The 20,481-nt window shown below is 68.6% G+C and carries 18 protein-coding genes; 7 read left to right on the plus strand and 11 right to left on the minus strand.

What is annotated here, in order from left to right; translation table 11 throughout:
* Positions 1-53: 53 nt before the first annotated feature.
* Positions 54-773 (plus strand): tyrosine-protein phosphatase, encoded by a 720-nt coding sequence (locus tag ASF72_RS03260; RefSeq protein ID WP_056596569.1) that lies wholly within the window; start codon positions 54-56, stop codon positions 771-773.
* Entirely contained in the window at positions 770-2,980 is a 2,211-nt protein-coding gene (locus tag ASF72_RS03265; RefSeq protein ID WP_056596572.1) for a S1 family peptidase, read from the plus strand. Before ASF72_RS03260 ends, ASF72_RS03265 begins: the two co-directional genes overlap by 4 nt.
* Before the next feature lie 7 nt (positions 2,981-2,987).
* Here the strand turns inward: ASF72_RS03265 and ASF72_RS03270 are convergent, their stop codons facing one another.
* Entirely contained in the window at positions 2,988-3,422 is a 435-nt protein-coding gene (locus ASF72_RS03270) for a PaaI family thioesterase (protein ID WP_050684459.1), read from the minus strand.
* A gap of 144 nt (positions 3,423-3,566) precedes the next feature.
* Here ASF72_RS03270 and paaZ point away from each other — a divergent pair, with 144 nt between their 5' ends.
* On the plus strand, positions 3,567-5,678 hold the full coding sequence (gene paaZ, locus ASF72_RS03275) for a phenylacetic acid degradation bifunctional protein PaaZ (RefSeq protein WP_056596574.1): 2,112 nt from the start codon (positions 3,567-3,569) through the stop codon (positions 5,676-5,678).
* Between the two features lie 116 nt (positions 5,679-5,794).
* On the opposite strand, the gene ASF72_RS03280 is transcribed toward paaZ, so the two are convergent.
* The 4 genes from ASF72_RS03280 to ASF72_RS03295 form a co-directional block, all read right to left on the minus strand.
* Complete coding sequence (locus ASF72_RS03280; RefSeq protein ID WP_050684461.1) at positions 5,795-6,088, minus strand: hypothetical protein; 294 nt, start codon at positions 6,086-6,088, stop codon at positions 5,795-5,797.
* 111 nt (positions 6,089-6,199) lie between these two features.
* Complete coding sequence (locus tag ASF72_RS03285) at positions 6,200-6,832, minus strand: TetR/AcrR family transcriptional regulator (protein ID WP_056596577.1); 633 nt, start codon at positions 6,830-6,832, stop codon at positions 6,200-6,202.
* Positions 6,833-6,908: 76 nt separating this feature from the next.
* Positions 6,909-8,264: a phenylacetate--CoA ligase PaaK gene (paaK, locus tag ASF72_RS03290; RefSeq protein ID WP_056596580.1), complete on the minus strand. Its 1,356-nt coding sequence runs from the start codon at positions 8,262-8,264 to the stop codon at positions 6,909-6,911.
* Between the two features lie 7 nt (positions 8,265-8,271).
* Positions 8,272-8,733 (minus strand): hotdog fold thioesterase, encoded by a 462-nt coding sequence (locus ASF72_RS03295; protein ID WP_056596583.1) that lies wholly within the window; start codon positions 8,731-8,733, stop codon positions 8,272-8,274.
* A 273-nt stretch (positions 8,734-9,006) separates the two neighbouring features.
* Here ASF72_RS03295 and pta point away from each other — a divergent pair, with 273 nt between their 5' ends.
* Positions 9,007-11,076, plus strand: coding sequence for a phosphate acetyltransferase (gene pta, locus ASF72_RS03300; protein WP_056596586.1), 2,070 nt, complete (start codon positions 9,007-9,009; stop codon positions 11,074-11,076).
* Between the two features lie 81 nt (positions 11,077-11,157).
* Here pta and ASF72_RS03305 read toward each other — a convergent pair whose 3' ends face one another.
* Entirely contained in the window at positions 11,158-11,457 is a 300-nt protein-coding gene (locus ASF72_RS03305; RefSeq protein ID WP_050684466.1) for a hypothetical protein, read from the minus strand.
* Between the two features lie 180 nt (positions 11,458-11,637).
* On the opposite strand from ASF72_RS03305, the gene ASF72_RS03310 reads away from it, so the two are divergent.
* From ASF72_RS03310 to ASF72_RS03320, 3 genes are all read left to right on the plus strand, one after another.
* Entirely contained in the window at positions 11,638-12,075 is a 438-nt protein-coding gene (locus tag ASF72_RS03310; protein ID WP_056596589.1) for a hypothetical protein, read from the plus strand.
* Complete coding sequence (locus ASF72_RS03315; RefSeq protein ID WP_056596592.1) at positions 12,072-12,377, plus strand: winged helix-turn-helix domain-containing protein; 306 nt, start codon at positions 12,072-12,074, stop codon at positions 12,375-12,377. The genes ASF72_RS03310 and ASF72_RS03315 overlap by 4 nt, the downstream gene beginning before the upstream one ends.
* An 85-nt stretch (positions 12,378-12,462) precedes the next feature.
* On the plus strand, positions 12,463-13,629 hold the full coding sequence (locus ASF72_RS03320) for an acetate kinase (RefSeq protein WP_056596594.1): 1,167 nt from the start codon (positions 12,463-12,465) through the stop codon (positions 13,627-13,629).
* A gap of 18 nt (positions 13,630-13,647) precedes the next feature.
* Here the strand turns inward: ASF72_RS03320 and ASF72_RS03325 are convergent, their stop codons facing one another.
* The 5 genes from ASF72_RS03325 to ASF72_RS20765 all read right to left on the minus strand — a co-directional run bounded on the left by ASF72_RS03325 (position 13,648) and on the right by ASF72_RS20765 (position 20,407).
* Positions 13,648-14,844 carry an NAD(P)/FAD-dependent oxidoreductase gene (locus tag ASF72_RS03325; RefSeq protein ID WP_056596597.1) on the minus strand — a complete coding sequence of 399 codons (1,197 nt, stop codon included), beginning with the start codon at positions 14,842-14,844 and terminating at the stop codon, positions 13,648-13,650.
* 2 nt (positions 14,845-14,846) lie between these two features.
* Complete coding sequence (locus ASF72_RS03330) at positions 14,847-15,053, minus strand: DUF2945 domain-containing protein (protein ID WP_056596600.1); 207 nt, start codon at positions 15,051-15,053, stop codon at positions 14,847-14,849.
* An 8-nt stretch (positions 15,054-15,061) separates the two neighbouring features.
* Complete coding sequence (locus ASF72_RS03335; protein ID WP_056596603.1) at positions 15,062-17,569, minus strand: hypothetical protein; 2,508 nt, start codon at positions 17,567-17,569, stop codon at positions 15,062-15,064.
* Positions 17,570-17,575: 6 nt separating this feature from the next.
* Positions 17,576-18,277, minus strand: coding sequence for a hypothetical protein (locus tag ASF72_RS03340; protein WP_056596606.1), 702 nt, complete (start codon positions 18,275-18,277; stop codon positions 17,576-17,578).
* A 132-nt stretch (positions 18,278-18,409) separates the two neighbouring features.
* A complete protein-coding gene (locus ASF72_RS20765) occupies positions 18,410-20,407 on the minus strand; it encodes a PKD domain-containing protein (protein ID WP_200933613.1) in 1,998 nt (665 codons plus the stop codon).
* Positions 20,408-20,481 lie beyond the last annotated feature (74 nt).

Below are 20,481 nucleotides of genomic sequence, written 5' to 3' on the forward strand. Positions count from 1 at the left end.
GGTCACCGGCTGGTGTGCACGAAGTGCCTCCCGGGCTGTGATTAGCTTTCGGAATGAGGAATTCGGGCAGGTCCGTCGTCTGGGATGGCGCCGTTAATGCGTGGCACGTAACGGGCGGAGTGTTCCGCATGGGGCGCCGGGAATGGCTCACCGCGGCAGGCTGGCAGCAGGCGCACGACGACGGCATCCGCACCGTGGTGGACCTCCGTAACGCTGCGGAGGTGCGCCGCCGGGACACGGACCCTTCCGTTGTGCCCGCCGACCTACACGGCATCACTGTGGTCGCGGCGCCCACCGAAGTGCCCGGCGACCCCGACTTTGCGGCCGTCTGCGGTCCTTACTTGAACAACCCCGCCTATTACGCGGACAACGCCCGGCTGTTCCCGGACAAGCTGGTGGATGTCTTCCGGGCGCTCGCGGCAGCCGCGGACAGGGGTGCGGTGGTGCTCCACTGCGCGGCCGGCCGGGACCGCAGCGGCATGGTTGCCGCAATGGTCCAGGACCTCGCCGGCGACACAGACGCGGAGATTGCGCAGGGATACCGGCAGGCGGCGCGCGGCATCAACGAGCGCTACCGGACCCACGGACCGCCCCATGACCGCGAACGCTACCTCGACGAAGCAGAGCTGGCGCCGCTCCTGGCCGCCCGCGGCGCGCTGGTGGTGCAGTTTGTCCGGGAGCTCGACACCCGGGCGTTTCTCCTGCGACACGGTTTAACGCCCGATGAACTTACAGCGGTCCAGTCCCTGGCCGGAGCGGGAGTGGCGAAATGAAATCAGTTATCAACAGGCAGTTCCTGCCGCTGGCCGCGGCGGCAGCGCTGGTGGCGTCGTCGGCGTGGCTTGCAGCACCCGCGTGGGGCACACCGGCTGCCCCCTCTGCGGAAGACTCATCTTCTGCACCAGCCCCCGCCGGACCGGCGGAAGGCGATCTCACCACGGCGGTCCAGCGGGACCTTGGCCTGACGCCGGCGGAGTTTTCCGCCGCCGGCCAGCTGGCATCCGCCGCTGCAGACATCGAGGCTGCCCTTCGGAACGTGCCGGGCTTCACCGCCCTGCAGGTTGTGGACGGGCGCATCGTCGTATCCGGGGACGGGCCCGGGCTGGCCGCGGCAGTGGCTGGATTGGCACTGGACGCTCCGGTGGACCTGGCAGTGGATTCCGGCGAACGTGCCGCCCTTGAGGCCGCCGCCCAGGCCACCGAGCCCTCCGCCGGTGACGGGGCCGCCGCCGAGGCGTCGGCTGACGCGGCTGCCGGCAGCCAAACTGCGGCCAGCACGGAGCAGCTGTTCCAGGACTACGTCAGCCAGGTGGGACCCGCGGGACTGCAGGCAGTGGTGGCGTCCGGCGCCGGATTTGTCATCAGGACCGGCGGCATCAATCAGCCCGAGGCCGCTGATGCCGCTGCCGAGGGACAACCCGGCGCTCCCGGTGTTACTGCCGGCACCGAACGCGGCAAGCTGTCGCCGGCACGGTTCGCCTCCCGGTTCACCAACGTTAAACTCGACGCCGGGCCGCCCCTGGCCGCGGAAGCGGACGTGCTGGGCGGTACCGGGTTCTTTTCGGACCAGGGCGTGACCTGCTCCACCGGGTTCTCCGTGTTTAGCCCGGACGGCCTGCCAGCTGTCCTCACCGCCGGACATTGTTCCACTGACGGCGCCGCCCGGACCGCAACCCTTGAGCCCCGCGGCCCGGCCGCTGCGCTGCTGGGGACCTTTGGTTTCAGCCAGTTCGGTGGCGCCGGCAACTCCCGGATCATCGAAAACCCAGACGACGCCGAGAACCCGGGCAACGTGGGCGCAGACATCTCGGTGGTGGCCCACCTCCAGAAAGGCATGGACCCCGTGCCGGCAGCCAGCACCTGGGCTGATGCTTCCGCGCCGGGCCCGGACGTGAAGATCATCGGCCAGGCCAACCCGGTGGTGGGCATGCCCGTGTGCCGCTCCGGCCGGACGTCGGCGTGGTCCTGCGGCAGCGTGGATGAGGTGGGCATCTTTGTGGTGCCGGGCCCCGGCTCCTGGGCTGATCCCGGCGACCTGCGGGCATTCCACGGCTTCCTGTCCTACGGCATCGAATCCAGTGGCGGCGACTCCGGCGGGCCCTACCTCAGCGGCAGCTACGCGGTGGGCACCCATTCCGCCGGCGACGCCCCGGATGCCGCGGGCAACGTGGTCCGGAATTTCGCCGTTGCGTCCACCCTTGCCGACAACCTGAAGGTGCTGCCCGGTTACGGCCTTGAGGTATTCCTCAACAAGCCCGCCGTCACCGCGCCCGCGGCCGGCAAAAACTACACTGCCGGCCAGCCCGTCACCGGCACCGTCCCGGCGGCACCGGCATCAGCCGTGGCAGCCGGATCCAAGGTCCGCGTCACTGTCCGCGGGGAAGCCCCTGTTGATGTTCCGGTCGACGCCGGCGGGAACTGGAGCTTCGAGGTCCCCGCAGGGTTCACCGGGAAGCTGCGGTTCACTGCCGAGGCCGTCAACGGGTTCAGCACGTCCGGCCCGGCCAGCTTCAGTTTCGCGGCTCCGCCTGCTGTCCCGGCTGTCCCTGCCGTCCCGGCTGTCCCTGCCGTGCCGGCTGTCCCTGCCGTGCCGGCTGTCCCGGCCCAACCTGCTGCGCCCGTCAAACCGGCGCCTGTTCCCGTGAAACCGGCGGCTCCCGTCGAAGCCAAGCCGGACCCGCTGCCCATCGTGGTGGCGCCGGCCGCTGCCGACCCAGCCACAACCGCCCCAGCCACCGCTGACCCCACCGGCGCCGCGGGGGGCCCGGCCGCCGTCGTCCAGCCGCCGTCGGACACCCCCGCTGACCTGGCCATCACGGGCGTTGGTGGCAACGGCAGCACGGCGGGGCCCACAGGTGCTGCGCTTGCCAACACGGGCGCCGCCGTCGCCGGAATGGTGTGGATCGGGCTGGGCACCGGTCTGGCCGGCGCCTTCCTGCTGATCCTGGTGGGGCGCGGAAGGAAGCCGGCAACGCGGTAAAGCGCCGTTACCTGCGGTCCAGCAGCAGGTTGGTGATGCGGAGGGTGCAGAGCCGCTGGCCGGCATCGTTGGTGATGAGCACTTCGTGGGTGGTGAGGGTGCCGCCCAGGTGGATGGGCGTGGCGGTGATGGTGATTACGCCTTCCCGGGCCGAGCGGTGATGCGTGGCCGACACGTCCACACCCACGGCGGTCTTGCCCAGGGTGCTCGCGTGGATGACCGCCGCCCAGGAGCCCACTGCCTCGCCTACGGCCAGTGACGCCCCGCCGTGCAGCAGGCCGAACGACTGCCGGTTCCCCGCAACGGGCATGGTGGCCACAACGCGCTGCACGGATTCCTCGACAATCCTGACCCCCATCTTCTCGTCCAGTTCACCCAGCGTGATCTTCCACAGCTCCGGACCGGCCGCTGCCTCAGTCCCGGTGGTGGATGCGTCGCCCATGAACTCTCCTTCTGATGGCTGCAGCCGGCCGTTGCCTGCTGATGTGCGCCGCCGCACATTCATGTAGTCTACCTATATTACCGAACGGACGGTCAGTAATGATCGCCGTCAAGTCTGCCCCCTTGCCGGAAGGACCCGTCAACGATGACCACCACAGCCACAGCCCCACAGGCTCCCGCCAACACCGTGGAAACAGTCCCCAGCTTCGTCAAGGACTCCTGGTGGACCCCCGGCCCGGACGCCGACGGCGCCGCAGTCCCCGTCCGCGACGCCAGCACCGGGGAAATCCTGGCCAACGTCAGCACGGCTGGTCTGGACCTGGCCGCCGTCGTGGATTACGGCCGCACCACCGGCCAGGCCGAACTGGGCAGGCTCACCTTCCACCAGCGCGCACTCAAGCTCAAGGAACTGGCGCAGTACCTGAACGCCCGCCGCGAGCACTTCTACGGCTTCTCCGCCCAGAGCGGCGCCACCAAAATCGACTCCATGATCGACATCGACGGCGGAATCGGCGTCCTGTTCACCTTCGGCTCCAAGGGCCGGCGCGAACTGCCCAACTCGCAGGTGGTGGTGGACGGGCCCATGGAGGTGCTGTCCAAGGACGGCTCATTCGTCGGCGAGCACATCTATACCCGCATCCCCGGCGTCGCCGTGCAGATCAACGCCTTCAACTTTCCGGTCTGGGGCATGCTGGAGAAGCTGGCCCCCGCCTTCCTGGCCGGGGTCCCCACCATCGTCAAGCCCGCCACCCCCACAGGCTATGTTGCCGCTTCCGTGGTGAAGGCCATCATCGAATCCAACATCCTGCCCAAGGGTTCCCTCCAGCTGATTTCCGGCTCGGTCCGGGGCCTCCTGGACGTTTTGGACTACCGCGACCTCGTGGCGTTCACCGGCTCCGCCTCCACGGCGCTGTCCCTGAAATCGCACCCCAATGTGGTGGAAGGCGGGGTCCGGTTCACCTCCGAGACCGACTCCCTTAATGCCGCCATCCTGGGCCCCGACGCCGTTCCGGGCACCCCCGAGTTCGACGCGTTCATCAAGTCCGTGGTCACCGAGATGACCGTCAAGGCCGGCCAGAAATGCACGTCCATCCGCCGGACCATCGTCCCGGCGGACCTGGTGCAGCCAGTTATTGCGGCGATCGGAAAGCGTGTGGAGGAGCGCGTGGTCCTTGGTGACCCCCGCGCGGAGGGCGTCACCATGGGCGCCCTCGCCTCCGTGGAGCAGCTCGCGGATGTCCGCGCCGCTGTGCAGTCAATGCTCGACGCCGGCGGTGAACTGGCGTACGGAACGCTCGATTCGCCGTCGGTCATCTCCACGGACGGCACCACGGGCGTGGTGGAGGCCGGCGCGTTTATGTCGCCCGTGGTCCTGAGCTGGGACGACGCTGAAACCGAAGCCATCCATTCGCTGGAGGCCTTTGGCCCGGTGGCGTCAGTGATCGGGTACAAGGACCTGCCCGACGCCGTCCGCCTCGCCGCCCGCGGTGGCGGCTCCCTTGTGGCGACTGTGTGCACCAACGATCCGGCTGTGGCACGGGAACTGGTCACCGGCATCGCCGCCCACCACGGCCGCGTCCTGATGCTCAACCGCGAAGACGCCAGGTCCTCCACCGGACATGGCTCACCGGTGCCACATCTGGTCCACGGCGGTCCCGGCCGGGCCGGCGGCGGTGAAGAACTGGGCGGCATCCGCTCGGTCATGCACCACATGCAACGCACTGCCATCCAGGGCTCACCGAACATGCTCACCGCTGTCACCGGCGTCTGGCATGCCGGCGCGGACCGCAACTTCACCGTGGACACCGAAGGAACGCACCCCTTCCGGAAGGATCTGGCGTCGCTGCGGATCGGCGACGCCGTCCGCTCCGACCTGCGCCAGGTCACCCTCGAGGACATCACGGCCTTCGCCAATTCCACGGGGGATACGTTCTACGCGCACACCAACCAGGAAGCGGCGGAAGCGAACCCGTTTTTCCCGGGCATCGTGGCGCACGGCTACCTGCTCCTGGCATGGGCCGCCGGACTCTTTGTTGAGCCGGCTCCGGGCCCCGTCCTGGCCAACTACGGCCTGGAAAACCTCCGGTTCATCACGCCGGTCGCCGCCGGCGATTCCATCCGCGTGACGCTCACGGCCAAGAAAATCACCCCGCGCGAGACGGACGAGTACGGTGAGGTGGCCTGGGATGCCGTCCTCACCAACCAGGACGACGAAACCGTGGCCACCTACGACGTCCTGACCCTCGTGGCGAAGTAGCCCCGCACCCCCGTTGCGCTATCACTTTTGGTCCCCAAACCCAGGGTTTGGGGACCAAAAGTGATAGCGCAACGGGGGTTTTGGGGTTTTGGGGGTTTGGCGGGGCCTTTAGGGAATCAGGACTCGGCGCCGTCGTGGGTGCCGTCGTCGCTGCTGTCCTCTTCGGCGGCCGTGGCCGTCTGGTCCGACAGGTCCAGGTTTCCGCGGGCCTCGTCGATGGAGGGCTCGTCCGCAGGCACGCTGTAGGTGTCCGGGCGGATGCCGTGGGCCTGTTCCTCGATCAGGGCCTGCTCTTCGCTGAAACGGATGGCGTTGGCCTCGTCGCCTGAATCGCCGGCGATGTCCTCACGGAGTTTCGACGGGTCCGGGACGATGAATCCGGCAGCTGCTTCTTCCTTGGGGTGGCTCATTTTTGTACCTTCCGTTCGGGTTCGTCATTCCACCGTAGTCCGGGCACAGGGGATTACCAAGCACGCTTAGCATCGCGTGGCCCGCGCAAGGGGGCTGGACGAACCGAAAGGTCAGGGCTGGGCGTGCAGGCCGTCAAAGGCCATGGTGATGATATTGTCCGCCAGCCGCTCGGGGGAGAGGGAGCCGCCGGGTTTGTACCATTCCACGATCGAGTTGATCATGCCGAAGACCAGGCGGCTGACGGTGCGCGGATCGATGTCGTCACGGAGCGAGCCCTCGTCGCGCGCAGCGGAAATCAGGCCGGCCACCTTGTGGTCGAACGTTCGCCGCCGTTCCAGGGCGTCCCGTTCGATTTCGGTGTTGCCGCGGAGCCGCAGCAGCAGCGTAACGAACGGCAACCGGTTCACCAGCACCGAAACAGTCTGGCGGAGGACAAACTCCAGCCGGGCATCGGCGGCCCCGGACGCGGCCTCCGGCTGTTCCAGGATGGCTTCCAGGCCGCCCAGCGCGTGGTCCAGGGCAAGCTTGAGGAGGTCGCCCTTGGACGGCACATGGTGGTAGATCGCAGACTTGGAAATGCCCAGGTTCTCAGCCAGGATGCCCATGGACGTGGCGTCGTAGCCGTGCCGGTTGAAGACGTCGACGGCGATGCGCAGCACCGATTGCTGGTCGTAGCCGGGCCGGCCGCGTTTGGTGCCCGCGGGCGGGCCGGCCGTGCTGGATGCTTCAGTGGTGCTGGACATAGACGCTAGTTTCTCATGAACGGTCGGTTGGTCCGGGCCGACAGGGCTGCCGGCCCGGGCGGGTCGCTCCGGCCAGCTATACCTTGGGCCGCAGGTCGTAGATCCGCCGCAGTTTGCCGTTGGACCGCTCAAGCGCGCCCGGCTCCACGATGTCCACTGCGCATGAAGAACCCACGTGGATCTTGATCTGCTCCCGCAAGGTGCGGGCCGCCGTCGTGCCCTGCTCCTGCGTGACCGTTTCACGGCGCTCGATCCGGATCGTCAACTGGTCCATGCGCTGGCCTTCAGGGCGGGTGAGCTCGAGCTGGAAGTGCGGGCTGAGCTCGGGGATGCGGAGGGCGATTTCCTCGATCTGCGACGGGAAGAGGTTCACGCCGCGCAGGATGATCATGTCGTCGCTGCGGCCGGTGATGCGGCCCATGCGGCGGTGCGCCGGGCGGGCGGTGCCGGGCAGGAGGCGGGTGAGGTCCTTGGTGCGGTAGCGGATGATGGGCAGGGCTTCCTTGGTGAGCGAGGTGAAGACGAGTTCGCCGTGCTCGCCGTCGCCCAGTACGTTTTCCTTGCCGGCCAGCGGGTTGAAGGGGTCGATGATCTCCGGCCGGAAGTGGTCCTCCCAAATGTGGCTGCCGTCCTGCGTTTCCACGGCCTCGCCGGCGACCCCCGGGCCCATCACCTCGGACAGGCCGTATATGTCGCAGGCCTTGATGTCCATGGTGACCTCGAGCTCGTGCCGCATTTCCTGGGTCCAGGGCTCGGCGCCCAGCACCGCGAACTTCAGCGACGTCGAGGTGGGGTCGATGCCCATGTGCGCCATGGCGTCGGCGATGGTCAGCAGGTACGTGGGGGTGGCCAGGATCGCGTCCGGCTGGAAGTCCTGGATGAGCTGGATCTGGCGTTCGGTTTGGCCGCCGGACATGGGGATCACGGTGCAGCCGAGTGCTTCCGCGCCGGCGTGGGCGCCCAGGCCGCCGGTGAACAGCCCGTAGCCGTAGGCGTTGTGCACCTTCATGCCGGGGCGGATGCCGGCGGCACGGAAGCTGCGGGCCACCAGTTTGGCCCAGTCGGCCAGGTCCTGTTTGGTGTAGCCGACGACGGTGGGCCGGCCCGTGGTGCCCGAGCTCGCGTGGATGCGGGCTACTTCGCGCTGTGGCACCGCGAACATTCCGAACGGGTATTCGGCGCGGAGGTCATCCTTGGTGGTGAACGGGAAGTTGCCCAGGTCGCTGAGTTCGCGGAGGTCGGCGGGGTGGATGCCGGCGTCGTCGAACTTGCGCTTGTAGAGCGGCACGCGGTCGTAGGCGTACGCGACAGTGTGCTGCAGGCGGCTGAGCTGCAGGGCTTCCAGTTCGTCGCGGGAGATGGTTTCCTCGCGGTCCAGGTCGGCGCCGGTGCCTGTTGGGGAGACGGGTGTTTCGGGGGCGTGCAGGGTCATGGCGTTCCTACTTCCTGGGGATGGTGCGGCTGCGGCCGCGGAACTCGGCAATGAGTTCGCCGGGGGTGCCGGGGATGGTGTCTGCGGCTGCGTCAGCGGCGAACACCTGGATGTCGTAGATGCCGCTGCGGCCCGCGCTGGAGCGGAGGCTGGCTGCTGCGGTGATGACCTGGCCCTGGTAGGCGGGCTTGAGGAAGTTGATGTCGACGCCGGATGCCACGGTGATGGTGTTTTCCGCACCGGGCGCCGGGTTGGCCGGGTTGCAGGCCAGGGCGAAGGCGGAGTCGGCGAAGGCGAAGATCATTCCGCCGTGGGCCATCCCGAAGCCGTTGAGCATTTCCTGCCGGAGGGTCATCCGGATGGTGGCGTGGCCGTCGCCCACGGCGAGGACCTCGATGCCCATCCAGGCGGAGGCGTGGTCGTTCGCCAGGATGGGATGGGGGAGCCCGGACAGTGTTGTTTCAGCCATGCGTCATTGCCTCCAGCTTTATTTACCGAATGTTCATTAGGTAATCCCATCGGGGGGTCCGGTGTCAAGGGCGCCCCTCCCCCAACTGACTCGCAGTTGTTGTCGTTTTGAGGGCGCAAAACGACAACAACTGCGAGTCAGTTGGGTGAGGAGGGGCTGGGAGGGGGCCACACGCAGGGGGCGTGTCCGGCACCACGCGGGCCGGACGGCCCAAGCCCGCCAACAAGTGCAAGGATGGATGGACCGGCACCAGCAAACAGCAAAGGGCGGACCATGGCCAAAGGCATTTACGTCAGCGCAACCACCCCCGGCTCGGGCAAATCCCTGGTGGCCCTGGGCCTGGCGGACACCCTGCACCGGCATGCGGACAGGATCGGTTTCTTCAAGCCCGTGGTCCACGGCAAGGTGGCGGCGGACGATCCCATGGTGGCCCTGATGAAGTCCCGGTTCGCCCTGGAGGATGAGCGCTGCCGCGGCGGGCTCACGTTCGAGGAGGTCCGCGGCCTGCTGGCGGATGGCCGGCGTGCTGACATCGATGCCCGCTGCGTCGAGATCTTCGCCGAGATTTCCCGGCACTGCGACGTGGTGATCGTGGAAGGAACAGACCTCACCGGCCAGGACGCCGCCGTCGAGTTCGACCTCAACGCCCGCCTGGCCAACAACCTGGCCGCACCCGTGGTGGCGGTGGTGGGCGCCAAGGGGCGGACCGTGGCGGAGGCTGCGGCCGCCGTCGAGGTTGCCAGGAAGGAGCTCCTGGCGGAAAAGTGCTCGCTGCTGGCCATCATGGTGAACCGCGCCGACCCGGAAGACCTGGCGGACATCGCCGCTGCCGTGAAACCCGGCGCCTCCGGCCGGCCCGTGTACGTGCTGCCCGAGCTGGACGAAATTGCCCGCCCCACCACGGGTGAGGTGGCCGCGGCGCTGGGCGTCCGGCAGATTGCCGGCCGCGCCGACATGGAGCGGGACGTCCGGGACATCAAGGTGGCGGCCATGAACGTGGGCAACTTCCTGAACGTGCTGGACGAGGGCGCCCTGGTGATTGTGCCGGGCGACCGGGCCGACGTGATGGTGGCCTGCCTGGCATCCTCCTTCTCGCCTGAATTCCCGGTGCCGTCGGGCCTCATCCTCACGGGTGGGCTGGCTCCCGACGCCAACATCTACCCGCTCCTGGCGCAGGCTCCGTTCCCGGTCTTTGCCTCCAGCCAGGACACCTACACCACGGCCCGCCGGGTGGCGGAGGTCCGGAGCGAGATCTGGTCCGGACACCGCCGCAAGGTGGCCTCGGCGTTGGGCCTGTGGTCCCGCCGCGTTGACGAAGCCGAGCTGGTGGAACGCCTGCACCTGCCCCGGGCGGAGCGGATGACCCCGCTGCGGTTCCTGCACGACCTGATCGAACGGGCCCGGACCCAGCGGCGGCACGTGGTCCTGCCCGAGGGGACGGACGTCAGGATCCTGCGTGCTGCCGAGATCCTGCACCGCCGCGACGTCTGCGACCTGACCGTCCTGGGCCCGGAAACCGACGTCCGCGAGCTGGCGGCAGGCAGCGGCATTGACCTTTCCGGCATCAACGTGGTGGACCCGGCAACATCCCCGCTCCGGCAGCAGTTCGCGGAGAAGTACGCCGAGCTGCGGGCACACAAGGGCGTGGACTTGCCCAAAGCCCTGGAAATCATGCAGGATGTCAGCTATTTCGGCACCATGATGGTCCAGCTGGGAGTGGTGGACGGCATGGTGTCCGGGGCCGCACACACCACGGCCCACACCATCCGGCCCGCCCTGGAATTCGTCAAAACGCGGGACGGCGTGAAGATCGTGTCCTCGGTGTTCCTGATGCTGATGCCGGACCGGGTCCTGGTTTATGGCGACTGCGCCGTGAACCCCGATCCCAATGTGGAGCAGCTGGCGGACATCGCCCTGGCGTCCGCGGAGACCGCCGTGCAGTTCGGGGTGGAGCCGCGTGTGGCCATGCTGTCCTACTCCACCGGCGGCTCCGGCTCGGGGGAGGCCGTGGACGAGGTGCGGCAGGCCACCGACCTGGTGCGCCAGCGCCGCCCGGACCTCGCTGTCGAGGGTCCCATCCAGTACGACGCCGCCGTGGACGCCTCGATTGCCGCGTCCAAAATGCCCGGCTCCACAGTGGCCGGGCAGGCAACGGTGTTCATTTTCCCGGACCTGAACACCGGCAACAACACGTACAAGGCCGTGCAGCAAAGCTCCGGCGCCGTGGCCGTGGGGCCCGTCCTGCAGGGCCTGCGCAAACCGGTCAACGACCTCTCCCGCGGCTGCACCGTGGAGGACATCGTCAACACCGTGGCCATCACGGCCATCCAGGCGCAGGCCTGACACGGCGCCGCTGCCGCAGGAATCCGCGGAGACGGACGACGCCGGCACCTGGCTAAGGTGCCGGCGCCGCCTCCTGCGGGACTAGCTGTTGTCCGGTTTGGCCGGGCTGTCCGGGTCCTCCTGCTTGGCGGGCTCGTCGGAGAGCCCCTGCGGGGTCAGGTCCAGGTCTGCAGGGTTTTCCGGCTGCTCTGCCGCGTCACCGGTCTGGCCCGCCTTGGCGCTTCCGGTGTCGTCCAGGGCAGGGTTGGCGCCTTCAACGCCGGTGGGATCCTTGGTGCCGGAGCCGGCGTCCTGCTCTTTCCCGCTGTCCAGCGGCGCGGTGCTGCTGGACCCCGTGTTGGTGGGGTCGTTGTCTTCGGTGTGGTTGGTGCTGTTCGGCATGGAATTTCCTCCCGGGCGTGGTGCAGCGTGTGTGTTGACCATAAGCACACGGTCCGGCCATTCGCAACGGCGGGTGGTTTGATGTGAACTTTCCCGCTGAGCCCCGGAAAGTACTTGACATATTGGAAAGTACTTTCTTAGGGTGGAGTCAACAACAAGGCACCCACCGGAAGGCACACCATGGACAGCCAGAGCCCCACCTCAGCCGAAGCACTTGAGCTCCTGGCCCGCGCCGAAAGCCTCGGCAGATCGGCCACCAGAACAGCCGGCTGGCCGGCCGCCGTCACATTCACCAGCCTGGCCATCCTGGGCTCGCTGCTGATGGTCGGCTTCCACATCGTGGCCACTACAGGCTACGGAGCCCCGCTGCTGGCCGGGTCCATCGGTGTCTGGGCTGCAGTGATCTCCTGCATCATTCCCATCTTCCAACGGTCCGCGAAAACCGGTTTCACCCGCCGGTTCCTGACCTCCTTGTTCGGCTTCTTCTTCCTGTACGTGCTCGCCATCGTGGTGGGCGTTGTCCGCTTCAGCGACGGCAACCTGGCGTACTACATGAGCGCCGCCGTCGTGCTTGCAGGCTTTGGCCTGTCCCAGGCGCTCCGCGAACTCCGCTCATGAGCACTGGTCCTGAACACCCGCGGCACCGGCTGGATGACCTGGTCCACTCGCCGGTGAGGTTTTCCATCATGGCGGCGCTGGCCGGGGCGGAGACCATGGATTTCAAGGACCTCCGCGATGCCATCCAGGTCAGCGACTCGGTGCTGAGCAAGCAGCTGTCCATCCTGGAGAAGGCCGGGTATGTGCAGATCAGCAAGAGCTTCGTTGGCAAGCTGCCCCGCACTTCCGCCAGCCTGTCCGAAGCCGGCACGGACGCCTGGCGTGCGCACCTGCAGACCCTGCGGGACATCGCCGGAGGATAGGGTCGGTGCAGGATCCGCAGCAGCGGGGGACCGCCCGATAGGCTGGGACCGGAACTGCAGGCGCACGGCTCAGGAGGCCCCACTCATGCTCGTACTGGTCATCAACTCCGGTTCATCCTCGCTCAAGTACCAGGTGCGCGACGTGGCGGCGGGAAGCGTCCTGACGGAGGGCCTGATCGAAAAGATCGGCGTGGGCAACGGCGGCGGCGGGGACGGCGAAACCCAGGGCCCGCGCGACCACGCCGAAGCGCTGGAGCAGGTGGACGCCGCCATCCAGCAGGACCTGGGCGACCTGACGCTCGACGCCGTGGGGCACCGGGTGGTGCACGGCGGCGAGCGGTTCGCCGAACCCGTGCTGATCGACAACGAGATCACCCGCGCCATCGAGCGGCTCAACCCGCTGGCGCCCCTGCATAACCCGGCCAACGTGCTGGGGATCCGGGCCATTGCCAAAAAATGGCCGGACATGCCGCAGGTAGCGGTTTTCGACACCGCTTTCCACCGCACCCTCCCCGAGCACGCCTGGCGGTACGCCGTCCCGGACGAGCTTTACACCAACCACGGCATCCGCCGGTACGGGTTCCACGGCACCTCGCACGAGTACGTCACCCGGCAGGCGGCCGCGCTGCTGGACCTGCCCGTGGACGAGTTCGACGGCGTGATCGCCCACCTCGGTAACGGCGCGTCCGTCACGGCCATCCGCGGCGGCCACTCGGTGGACACGTCCATGGGCTTCACTCCCCTCGAAGGCCTGGTCATGGGCACCCGGTCCGGCGACCTGGACCCCTCCATCCTGGTGTTCCTGGGCCGTGCAGGCTGGACCCCGGAAGACCTGGACACCCTGCTCAACCGGGAGTCCGGCCTGAAGGGGCTGGCCGGCAACAATGACATGCGCTCCGTGGTGGACGCCGCGGAGTCCGGCGACGCCAGGGCAGCCACCGCCCTGGCCGTCACGTCCTACCGGCTGGCCAAGTACATCGGCGGCTACCACGTGGCCGTGGGCGGGGCGAAGGCGCTGGTGTTCACCGCCGGCATCGGCGAGAACTCGCACCAGTTCCGTGCCCTCGTGGCGGACCGGCTAAGTGCCTTGGGTGTGGAGCTCGACGCCGGCCTGAACAGTGTCCGGACCAGGGAACCGCGCGTGATTTCCACGCCGGAGTCAGGGTTGCCGGTCCTGGTGGTCCCCACCGATGAGGAGCGGGCCATCGCGGAGGCGACGGCCGCAGTCGTCAATCTCCCCGCGGCCACCTAACCCACGGCGGGAACCCGTTCACGCCCGGCCCTTCAGGATCAGGTTCCAGTAGACCTGCGGGAAGATGTCCCGGTCCACCACCCAGGACAGCCGGCTCTCGTTCCAGGTGGGGACGCGGGGGATGCTGGGCCGGGGGCGGTACCGGTCATCGAACTCCGCGAACACCACCGTGGAGCGCGACACCGTAAAGGGGCAGACGGAGTACCCGTCGTACTTGGCCGGCAGCGCCTTGCCCTTCCGGGCGGCGACGAGGTTCTGCGCCACCACCTTGGTCTGCTTGCGCAGGGCCCCGCCGGACTTTGAATTGGTGGTGCCGGCGGCGTCGCCCAGCGACCAGACATTGGGGTAGCGGAGGTGCCGCAGGGTCTGCCGGTCCACGTCGACGAAGCCGCCCGGTTCGCCCGGCGCCGGCAGGTCCGTGGCCTTGAGCCAGTCCGGCGCCGACTGCGGCGGCACGGCGTTCAGGACGTCGTAGCGGAGGGCTTCCTCCGCCCCGGACCCGGTGTCCCGGATGGTGGCCACCTGCGAGCCGGCGTCCACTGCCACCAGCTCGCTGTTGGTCCGGAGTTCGATGCCGTATTCGGCAATCTTCCGGTCCAGCTCGTCGTCTATTTCGGGGACACCGAACACGGTGGGGTAGGGCTGGACCATCACCACGCGGATGCTGTCCAGTACGCCCTGTTCGCGCCAGTAGTCGCAGGCAAGGTACATGGGTTTCTGGCTGGCGCCGCCGCACTTGATGGGCCCGGCCGGCATGGTGAACACGGCGGTCCCGGAGGTCATGCCGCTGAGAAGGGTCCAGGTCTTGGGCGCCAGCTCAAACTCGTAGTGCGACGAGCCGTGCGCCGAGTGGACGGCCTCGGCCAGCCCGGGCACAGCGTCCCAGTCATATTGCAGGCCCGGGCACACCACCAGCTGTCCGTAGGCCACTTCGGCGCCGGAGGCCAGGGTCACGGTGTTGGCGTCGGCGTCGATGGCGGCGGCGCCGTCGTGGATCCACGTGACGCCCGTCGGAGTGACGGACAGCTGGCTGCGGATGGCTTCCGTGGCCTGCGCCCGCCCGCCGGCGATATGGGAGAAGAGCGGCTGGTAGAGGTGGTGGTCCTTGGGCTCGACCACCGCCACATCCGTGACGCCGTAGCGGTGCAGACGCGCGGCCAGGGAGATCCCGGCGTTGCCACCGCCGATGATCAGGACCTCGTGCCGGGCGGCCACGGCTACTTCTTCTCGCTCAGGGCCGAGGCCTTGTGCGCAGCGCGTGCACCGGTTTTGGCCGACTCCACCACATACTGCGGCTCGTCCTTGCTGGCGCGGTGCGTGTTGCCGTCCAGTTCGAAGTCGCTGGTCTTCTTTTCCACGATTTTCCCGTGCGTCATGCCCTGGGGCGTGTTCCATTCCACGGACGTTCCCTTGCTCAATGACATCTGCTCTCCTAGCGGGGTGGTGCGGTGGGTTGGGGCTCGCCGGCGGGTGCCGTGCCCCCAGTATCCGCCGTGGGGGCCGCCGGCTCAACGGGTGCGTCCGACGCCGGCAGGCCACCTATGGCGGGTTGCGTCGCCGGTGCGGTGGTAGGGGCAGTCCCTGCCGGGTCCGCCGGGGCCGGGGCCGTCCCCGTTGGAACCGGTACGCTGCCGGAACCGGAGCCGGAACTGGAGCCTGTGGGGCCGGTGGCCGGCTGGCCGCTGGGGGCAGGCGTTGCGCCCGGGCCGGGTGTTGTCCCAGGGGCGGGCGTTCCGCCGGGACCGGCGGAAGTGGCCGGGGAGGGTCCGGTGGACGGCCCGGTGGACGGCCCGGTCCGGGCCGCAGCGGGATCAGCTTTGACGATCGCAGTGATGCGGTCCTTGTAGGCCGAAAGCCGGCCCTGGATGGAGGCCAGCGGTTGGTTGCGGAGGGTCCGGCCATAGTCGGCGATCTCCGCCCACAGTGCCTCGAGCTGCCCCTGGCTGTCCGTGCCGAGGGGGCCGTCCAGCGTCAGGACCAGCTGGCTTGCCAAGGCGTACGTGAGGCAGTCCCTGCAGTTGTAGTTGGCTGCCGCGGACAGGTTTTCCGGAACAACAACGTCCGCCTCACCCACAATCAGCACCACCTGGAAGCCGACGGCCACGGCCGCGCAGTCCGCGCAGTCGGCGAAGGCGTAGGCCTCGTTGCGGGTGTCCACGGGCCCGCCGTCGTCGGCCCACACGAGCGCAAACGCCACGCTGTACTTGACCGAACCGTCAGTGGTGTTGACCGCCAGGGCCTGGTTGCCGTCGCCTTCGGGCGCGGCGGGCCGGTCGAACGGGAACACCCACGACGGCGCCGCATCCGTCCCGGAGCCGGCGGGCTGCGCGGACCCTGCCGCCGCCTTTTCGGCCGGAACCAGCACCATCCCCAGCCGTGGGTTGTCCCGGGTGGGCATGGGCTCACCCTGGGGCCACAGCGCCACGGTGCTGCCGGCAGTGCCTTCGCGCAGGATGGTGCTGCCCTGCGGAAGGACAGTGGCCGCGGCGTCGGCGAGGGTGCCGCGTTCGTACGGCTGCACGGGCCGGTACGTCCCGCCGTCGGGCCACCATGCCCAGGCCAGCCCGGCAAGCAGCGCCACGATGGCACCCATGGCTGCCGTCCGGTGCAGCGCCCGGCCGGCCGTTTTGCGCCACATGCCGGTGACCAGCTGCCGGAGCAGCCGCAGGAAGATGTACAGCATGCCCAGGACGGGGAGGACGACGGCGGCGATCGCCAGGGCGCGCACCGCGACGCCAGCCGGGTCCCCGGCGGCGAGGCTGGCGGCGAGCAGGCCCTGCTGCGTGGCGGCGCTGGCCCAGGCGGTGCCAAGCAGCCGCGGCAGGGAAAGCACCATCATGGCCACGCTGAACAGGAGCAGCGGAACCGTAATGAGCACCCAGAGCGTCACCACGGCGCGTGCCCACGGCTTGAGCGCGCGGCTTTCGGGTTTCCCCCAATGCCACGGCAGCAGGCCCAGCAGCGTGGGCTTGATGCGCTGGAACAGGTCGGGGACGCCGGTGGCGTCCGCCAGGATGTGGTATCCGTCGTACCGCACCAGCGGCAGCAGCTGCCGGACCATCTGCAGGAGCTGGGTGACCACCACCAGCAGCAGCGCATCGAAGCCCGTGGCCCACCACAGCCCTGTGATGAGGACGGCGATGATCGCGTTGAAGTAGAGCCCGCCCAGGTCAGTGCGGAGCCGGCCGCCCCGGCCCAGCCGGTAGGAATCGGTGACGTCGGTGAAGAAGGCGGGCCAGATCAGGTACAGCCCGGCCCCCATGGCACCGGGTGTTGCGCCACCCCTGCGGGCAGCGGCGGCGTGGCCGAATTCGTGGAAACCGGCCGAAAGGATGGTGACAGCAAAAACCAACAGCAGCAGGACCGGGTTCGCGAACGCCTCGTGCGTGGCGGAGCCCAGCCCCCGCACCATCAGCACCCACCAGCTGGCGGCCAGGAATGCCGCCGTCACGGCCACCACGATCAGCGGGTTGAACAGCACCGCAAACGGGGCGGTGATCCTGCGGGTGCGTTCCGGGTCCGTCACCGTAAAACGGAAACGCATGCCCAGGAGGGGGTCCGCTTTCCTGACCTCCGGCTCCGAGCCGTCCGCCAGCCGGAGCAGGCCCATGGGCAGCAGCTGCGATTGCATCAGGGTGCCCACGTTCGCCGCGCTGACCAGCCTGCCGAAGCCCTGGCTGGTGTGGTGGGCGATTTCGGCCTCGCTCCGGCTTCCGTCCGCCGCCGCCAGCACCAGGTAGAGCAGCCGGGTCAGCTGCAGGGTCTGGCCGTCAGCGCGGCGCACCAGATACGGCGCTTCGCGGTAGCCGGAGCCGTCGGACTGGCCAAGGAGCTGCACGCCGTCGGCGTGGGAAGGATTCCGCCGCTGTGTGGCGGGAGTTTCGGCAGGGGACAGCGGCGGGCCGGCCTCAGGGCGCGGCCCGCCGGTGGTCAGGCTCATCCGGACTTACTGTTCGAGGTTGGACTGCTGGTCAGCGGAGGCGTTCGCTTCGCCTTCAATGTGCTGGGTGATCAGGGCGTCCTGGTCGGCCACGGCGAAGGCGTCGCTGTCGATCGAGCCGATGTTGGCAGCCACAGCAGCGTCTATCGGGGCTGCCACGTTGGCGTTGGCTGCGACGGCGCCGTTGATGGGGGCGGCAATGTCGGCGTCTGCGGCCAGATCCACGTTGACGTTCAGCAGGTCCCCGTCCAATGCGGCTGCGGGATCGGCGGGCACAGCGCCCACATCCGGCAGGGTGCCGTCCGGCAGGGAACCGTCGGGGAGGACGCTGCCACCTTCGGAAGCGCCGCCGGCGGTGTCTTCGGGAGTGCCGCCGTCGACCGTGTCATTGCCCTGGTTGATCACGCTGTCCTGCGCGGACCCGGCATCGGCGTCCGCCACGATGCCCTGGTCAATCATGACGCCCTGGTCCGCAAGCGCCTGGGATTCGGAGCCGAAGGAAAGGATGTTGGCGGAGGCGGCGGCGTCGATCGGCGCGGCGACGTTGGCGTTCGCCGCGACGGCCAGATCGATCGGGGCGGCGGCGTCGATGCCAAGGTCCAGATCGGCGTTCAGGTCCAGGACGGAGGCAACTTCCTTGTCCGGCAAGGCGGTGGCCTGCTCTGACAGGAGTTCGTCGTCGGTGAGGGGACGCAATTCTTGTTCCATGCTTGGGCAACCTCCGGTCCGCGCGGGTTGACCTGCCCCCAGCGGGCAGCCCGACGCCAGCCAATAGTAAGCATGATTAGCATTGTTTGGGTACCCGCACGCCCGGGCACGGACCGATGTTACCGGCGCCGGCTACGGAGCACCCGCCGTGACGTTGTCCAGCAGCACGGTGACGGGGGCGTTGGTGGCGCTGCTGGAGAGGTACGTCATCAGGCCGATGCCGCCGGGTGCCTGCAGCGCCGCCGTGGTGTCCGTCGCGGACCGTTGCCAGTTGACCGGTTCGGCTGTTCCCACTTCCCAGACTTTCGCCCGGACGGTGGTGGTGCCGGTCCCGGTGACCTGGAGGCGGACGGCCAGGCGGTCGCCCACGGCGTAGTTCAGGCCCACGATGGTGGTGCCTGTTTGGATCACGGTTTCGGTGCCGCCGGCGTTGGTCCTGACCAGGGACAGGTTCACGGCGCCCGTGGCGGTCAGGCCCGCCTTGGCACGGTATTCGCCGGCGCCGGCAATCCGGCGTCCCGCCACGGAGAGGTACAGCCCGGAGCCCGAAGCGGGTTTGTCGGTGGCGAGCTCCAGAGTCAGGTTGGTGGCGGACGAACTGACCGATCCCAGGGCCACGGTGTTGCCCGACCCGGCCGTGGGGATCCGCAGCCGTCCCGTGCCGTTGGCCACGGAGTAGTTGCCGGCGCTGCCCGGAACTGTCCAGGCCCCGCCGGTTTCCGCGCTGCCCAGCCCGTTGCTCACTGTCCTGGTGAACGTGTCCTGCGCGAACGGGCCGGTGCCGGCCGCCGTCGTAATGGCCTGGGTGGCCGTGCCGGTGGCGCCGCCGTTGTCCGTGACCGTCAGGGTGACGTTGTAGGTGCCGGCGGCCGCGTAGGCGTGCGACGGCGAGACACCGGTGCCGCTGCTGCCGTCACCGAAGTCCCAGGCGTAGTTGGTGATGGTCCCGTCCGGGTCGCTGGCCGCGGCGGCGTTGAACCCGCAGGTCAGGCCGGTGCACGACGGCGTGAAGGAAGCCGTGGGCGGTGTGTTGGTGCCCGTGGCCCCGACGGTGAAGGCATCCGAAAAAGCGCCGTCGGTGGCGACGAAACCGGCGCTGAGGGTTGATTCCGTGAATTTCAGGTCCAGCAGCCCGTGGCTGGGGCTGGCGTTCAGGGCGGAATAGGCCGCGAAGTACGGCGCTTCCGGATCCGCAGTGTTGACGTCCCGGAGCGCCACGCCGCCGGTCCCCACCGTGGCGAAGATGGCGCCGGCGCCCTTGGCCAGGGAATTGTCAGTGTCCCGGACGCAGGCCGGGTTATAGGTGCCGGGCTGCAGCCCGGCACAGCCGGCGGCACTGGCGAGTTGCTTGCTGCGCTGGTAGTGGTGTTCGTGGCCGTTCAGGACCAGGTCCACTTTCCTGTTGAGCAGCAGGTTGGTGATGTCGGTGCCGGCAACGCAGCTGTACTGGCCGATCGACAGGCAGGGGGCGTGCATTGATGCCACCACCCACGGGATGGCAGCGGACCGGGCGCCGTCAATGGCCGCAGCTGTCCAGTTGTACCGGGCGCTGCCGGCCGCGTAATCCCAGGTGCCGTCCGGGAAGGGGATGCCGGGGGAGATGAACACAAAGCGCACCAGCGGGTTCTGCTGCGGGACGTCCACGTAGTACTGGCGGGCGTAGGTCCCCACGGCGCCGGGCAGCTGGTTGGGCAGGCAGGCGGCGAAGTCGTTGATGTTGCCGTTCTGGCCGTTACTCTCATGGTTGCCGGAGACCAGCTGGAACGGGAAGCCCGGCCCGGTGCGGGAGGTGACAAAATCGCACCAGGCCTGCTCCGCCCCGGTGGCGCCGTAGGAGAGGTCGCCCATGGCCAGGTGCAGGTCCGGTTTGAGCTGCCCCACCCGGGCCAGGACGTCCGCTGCCGCCGTGGAGCTTGAATAGTCGCCGGCCGCCGTGACGTGCAGTTCGCCGGCAACCGCGGGGATCGGGGCGGCTTCGGCGGCGTCGGTGCTGCCCGGCAGCAGTTCCGCCAGCACGGGATGCAGCGCCACGGTGCCCGCCATAACAACGGCGGCGCTCGCCAGGATGACGGTGGCGCGGTGCCAGAACCCGGCGGTCCGCGGCTTTGCTGGGTTTTTCGGTCCGTTCACGGCTGCTTCTCCATCCGGCGGAATGCAGCACACATATTTTGTGTGTTTTGTGAACCATAGGCCTGGCTCCGGCA

It is taken from the genome of Arthrobacter sp. Leaf141 (genome assembly GCF_001424565.1).
In the GTDB taxonomy this organism is placed as follows: domain Bacteria; phylum Actinomycetota; class Actinomycetes; order Actinomycetales; family Micrococcaceae; genus Arthrobacter.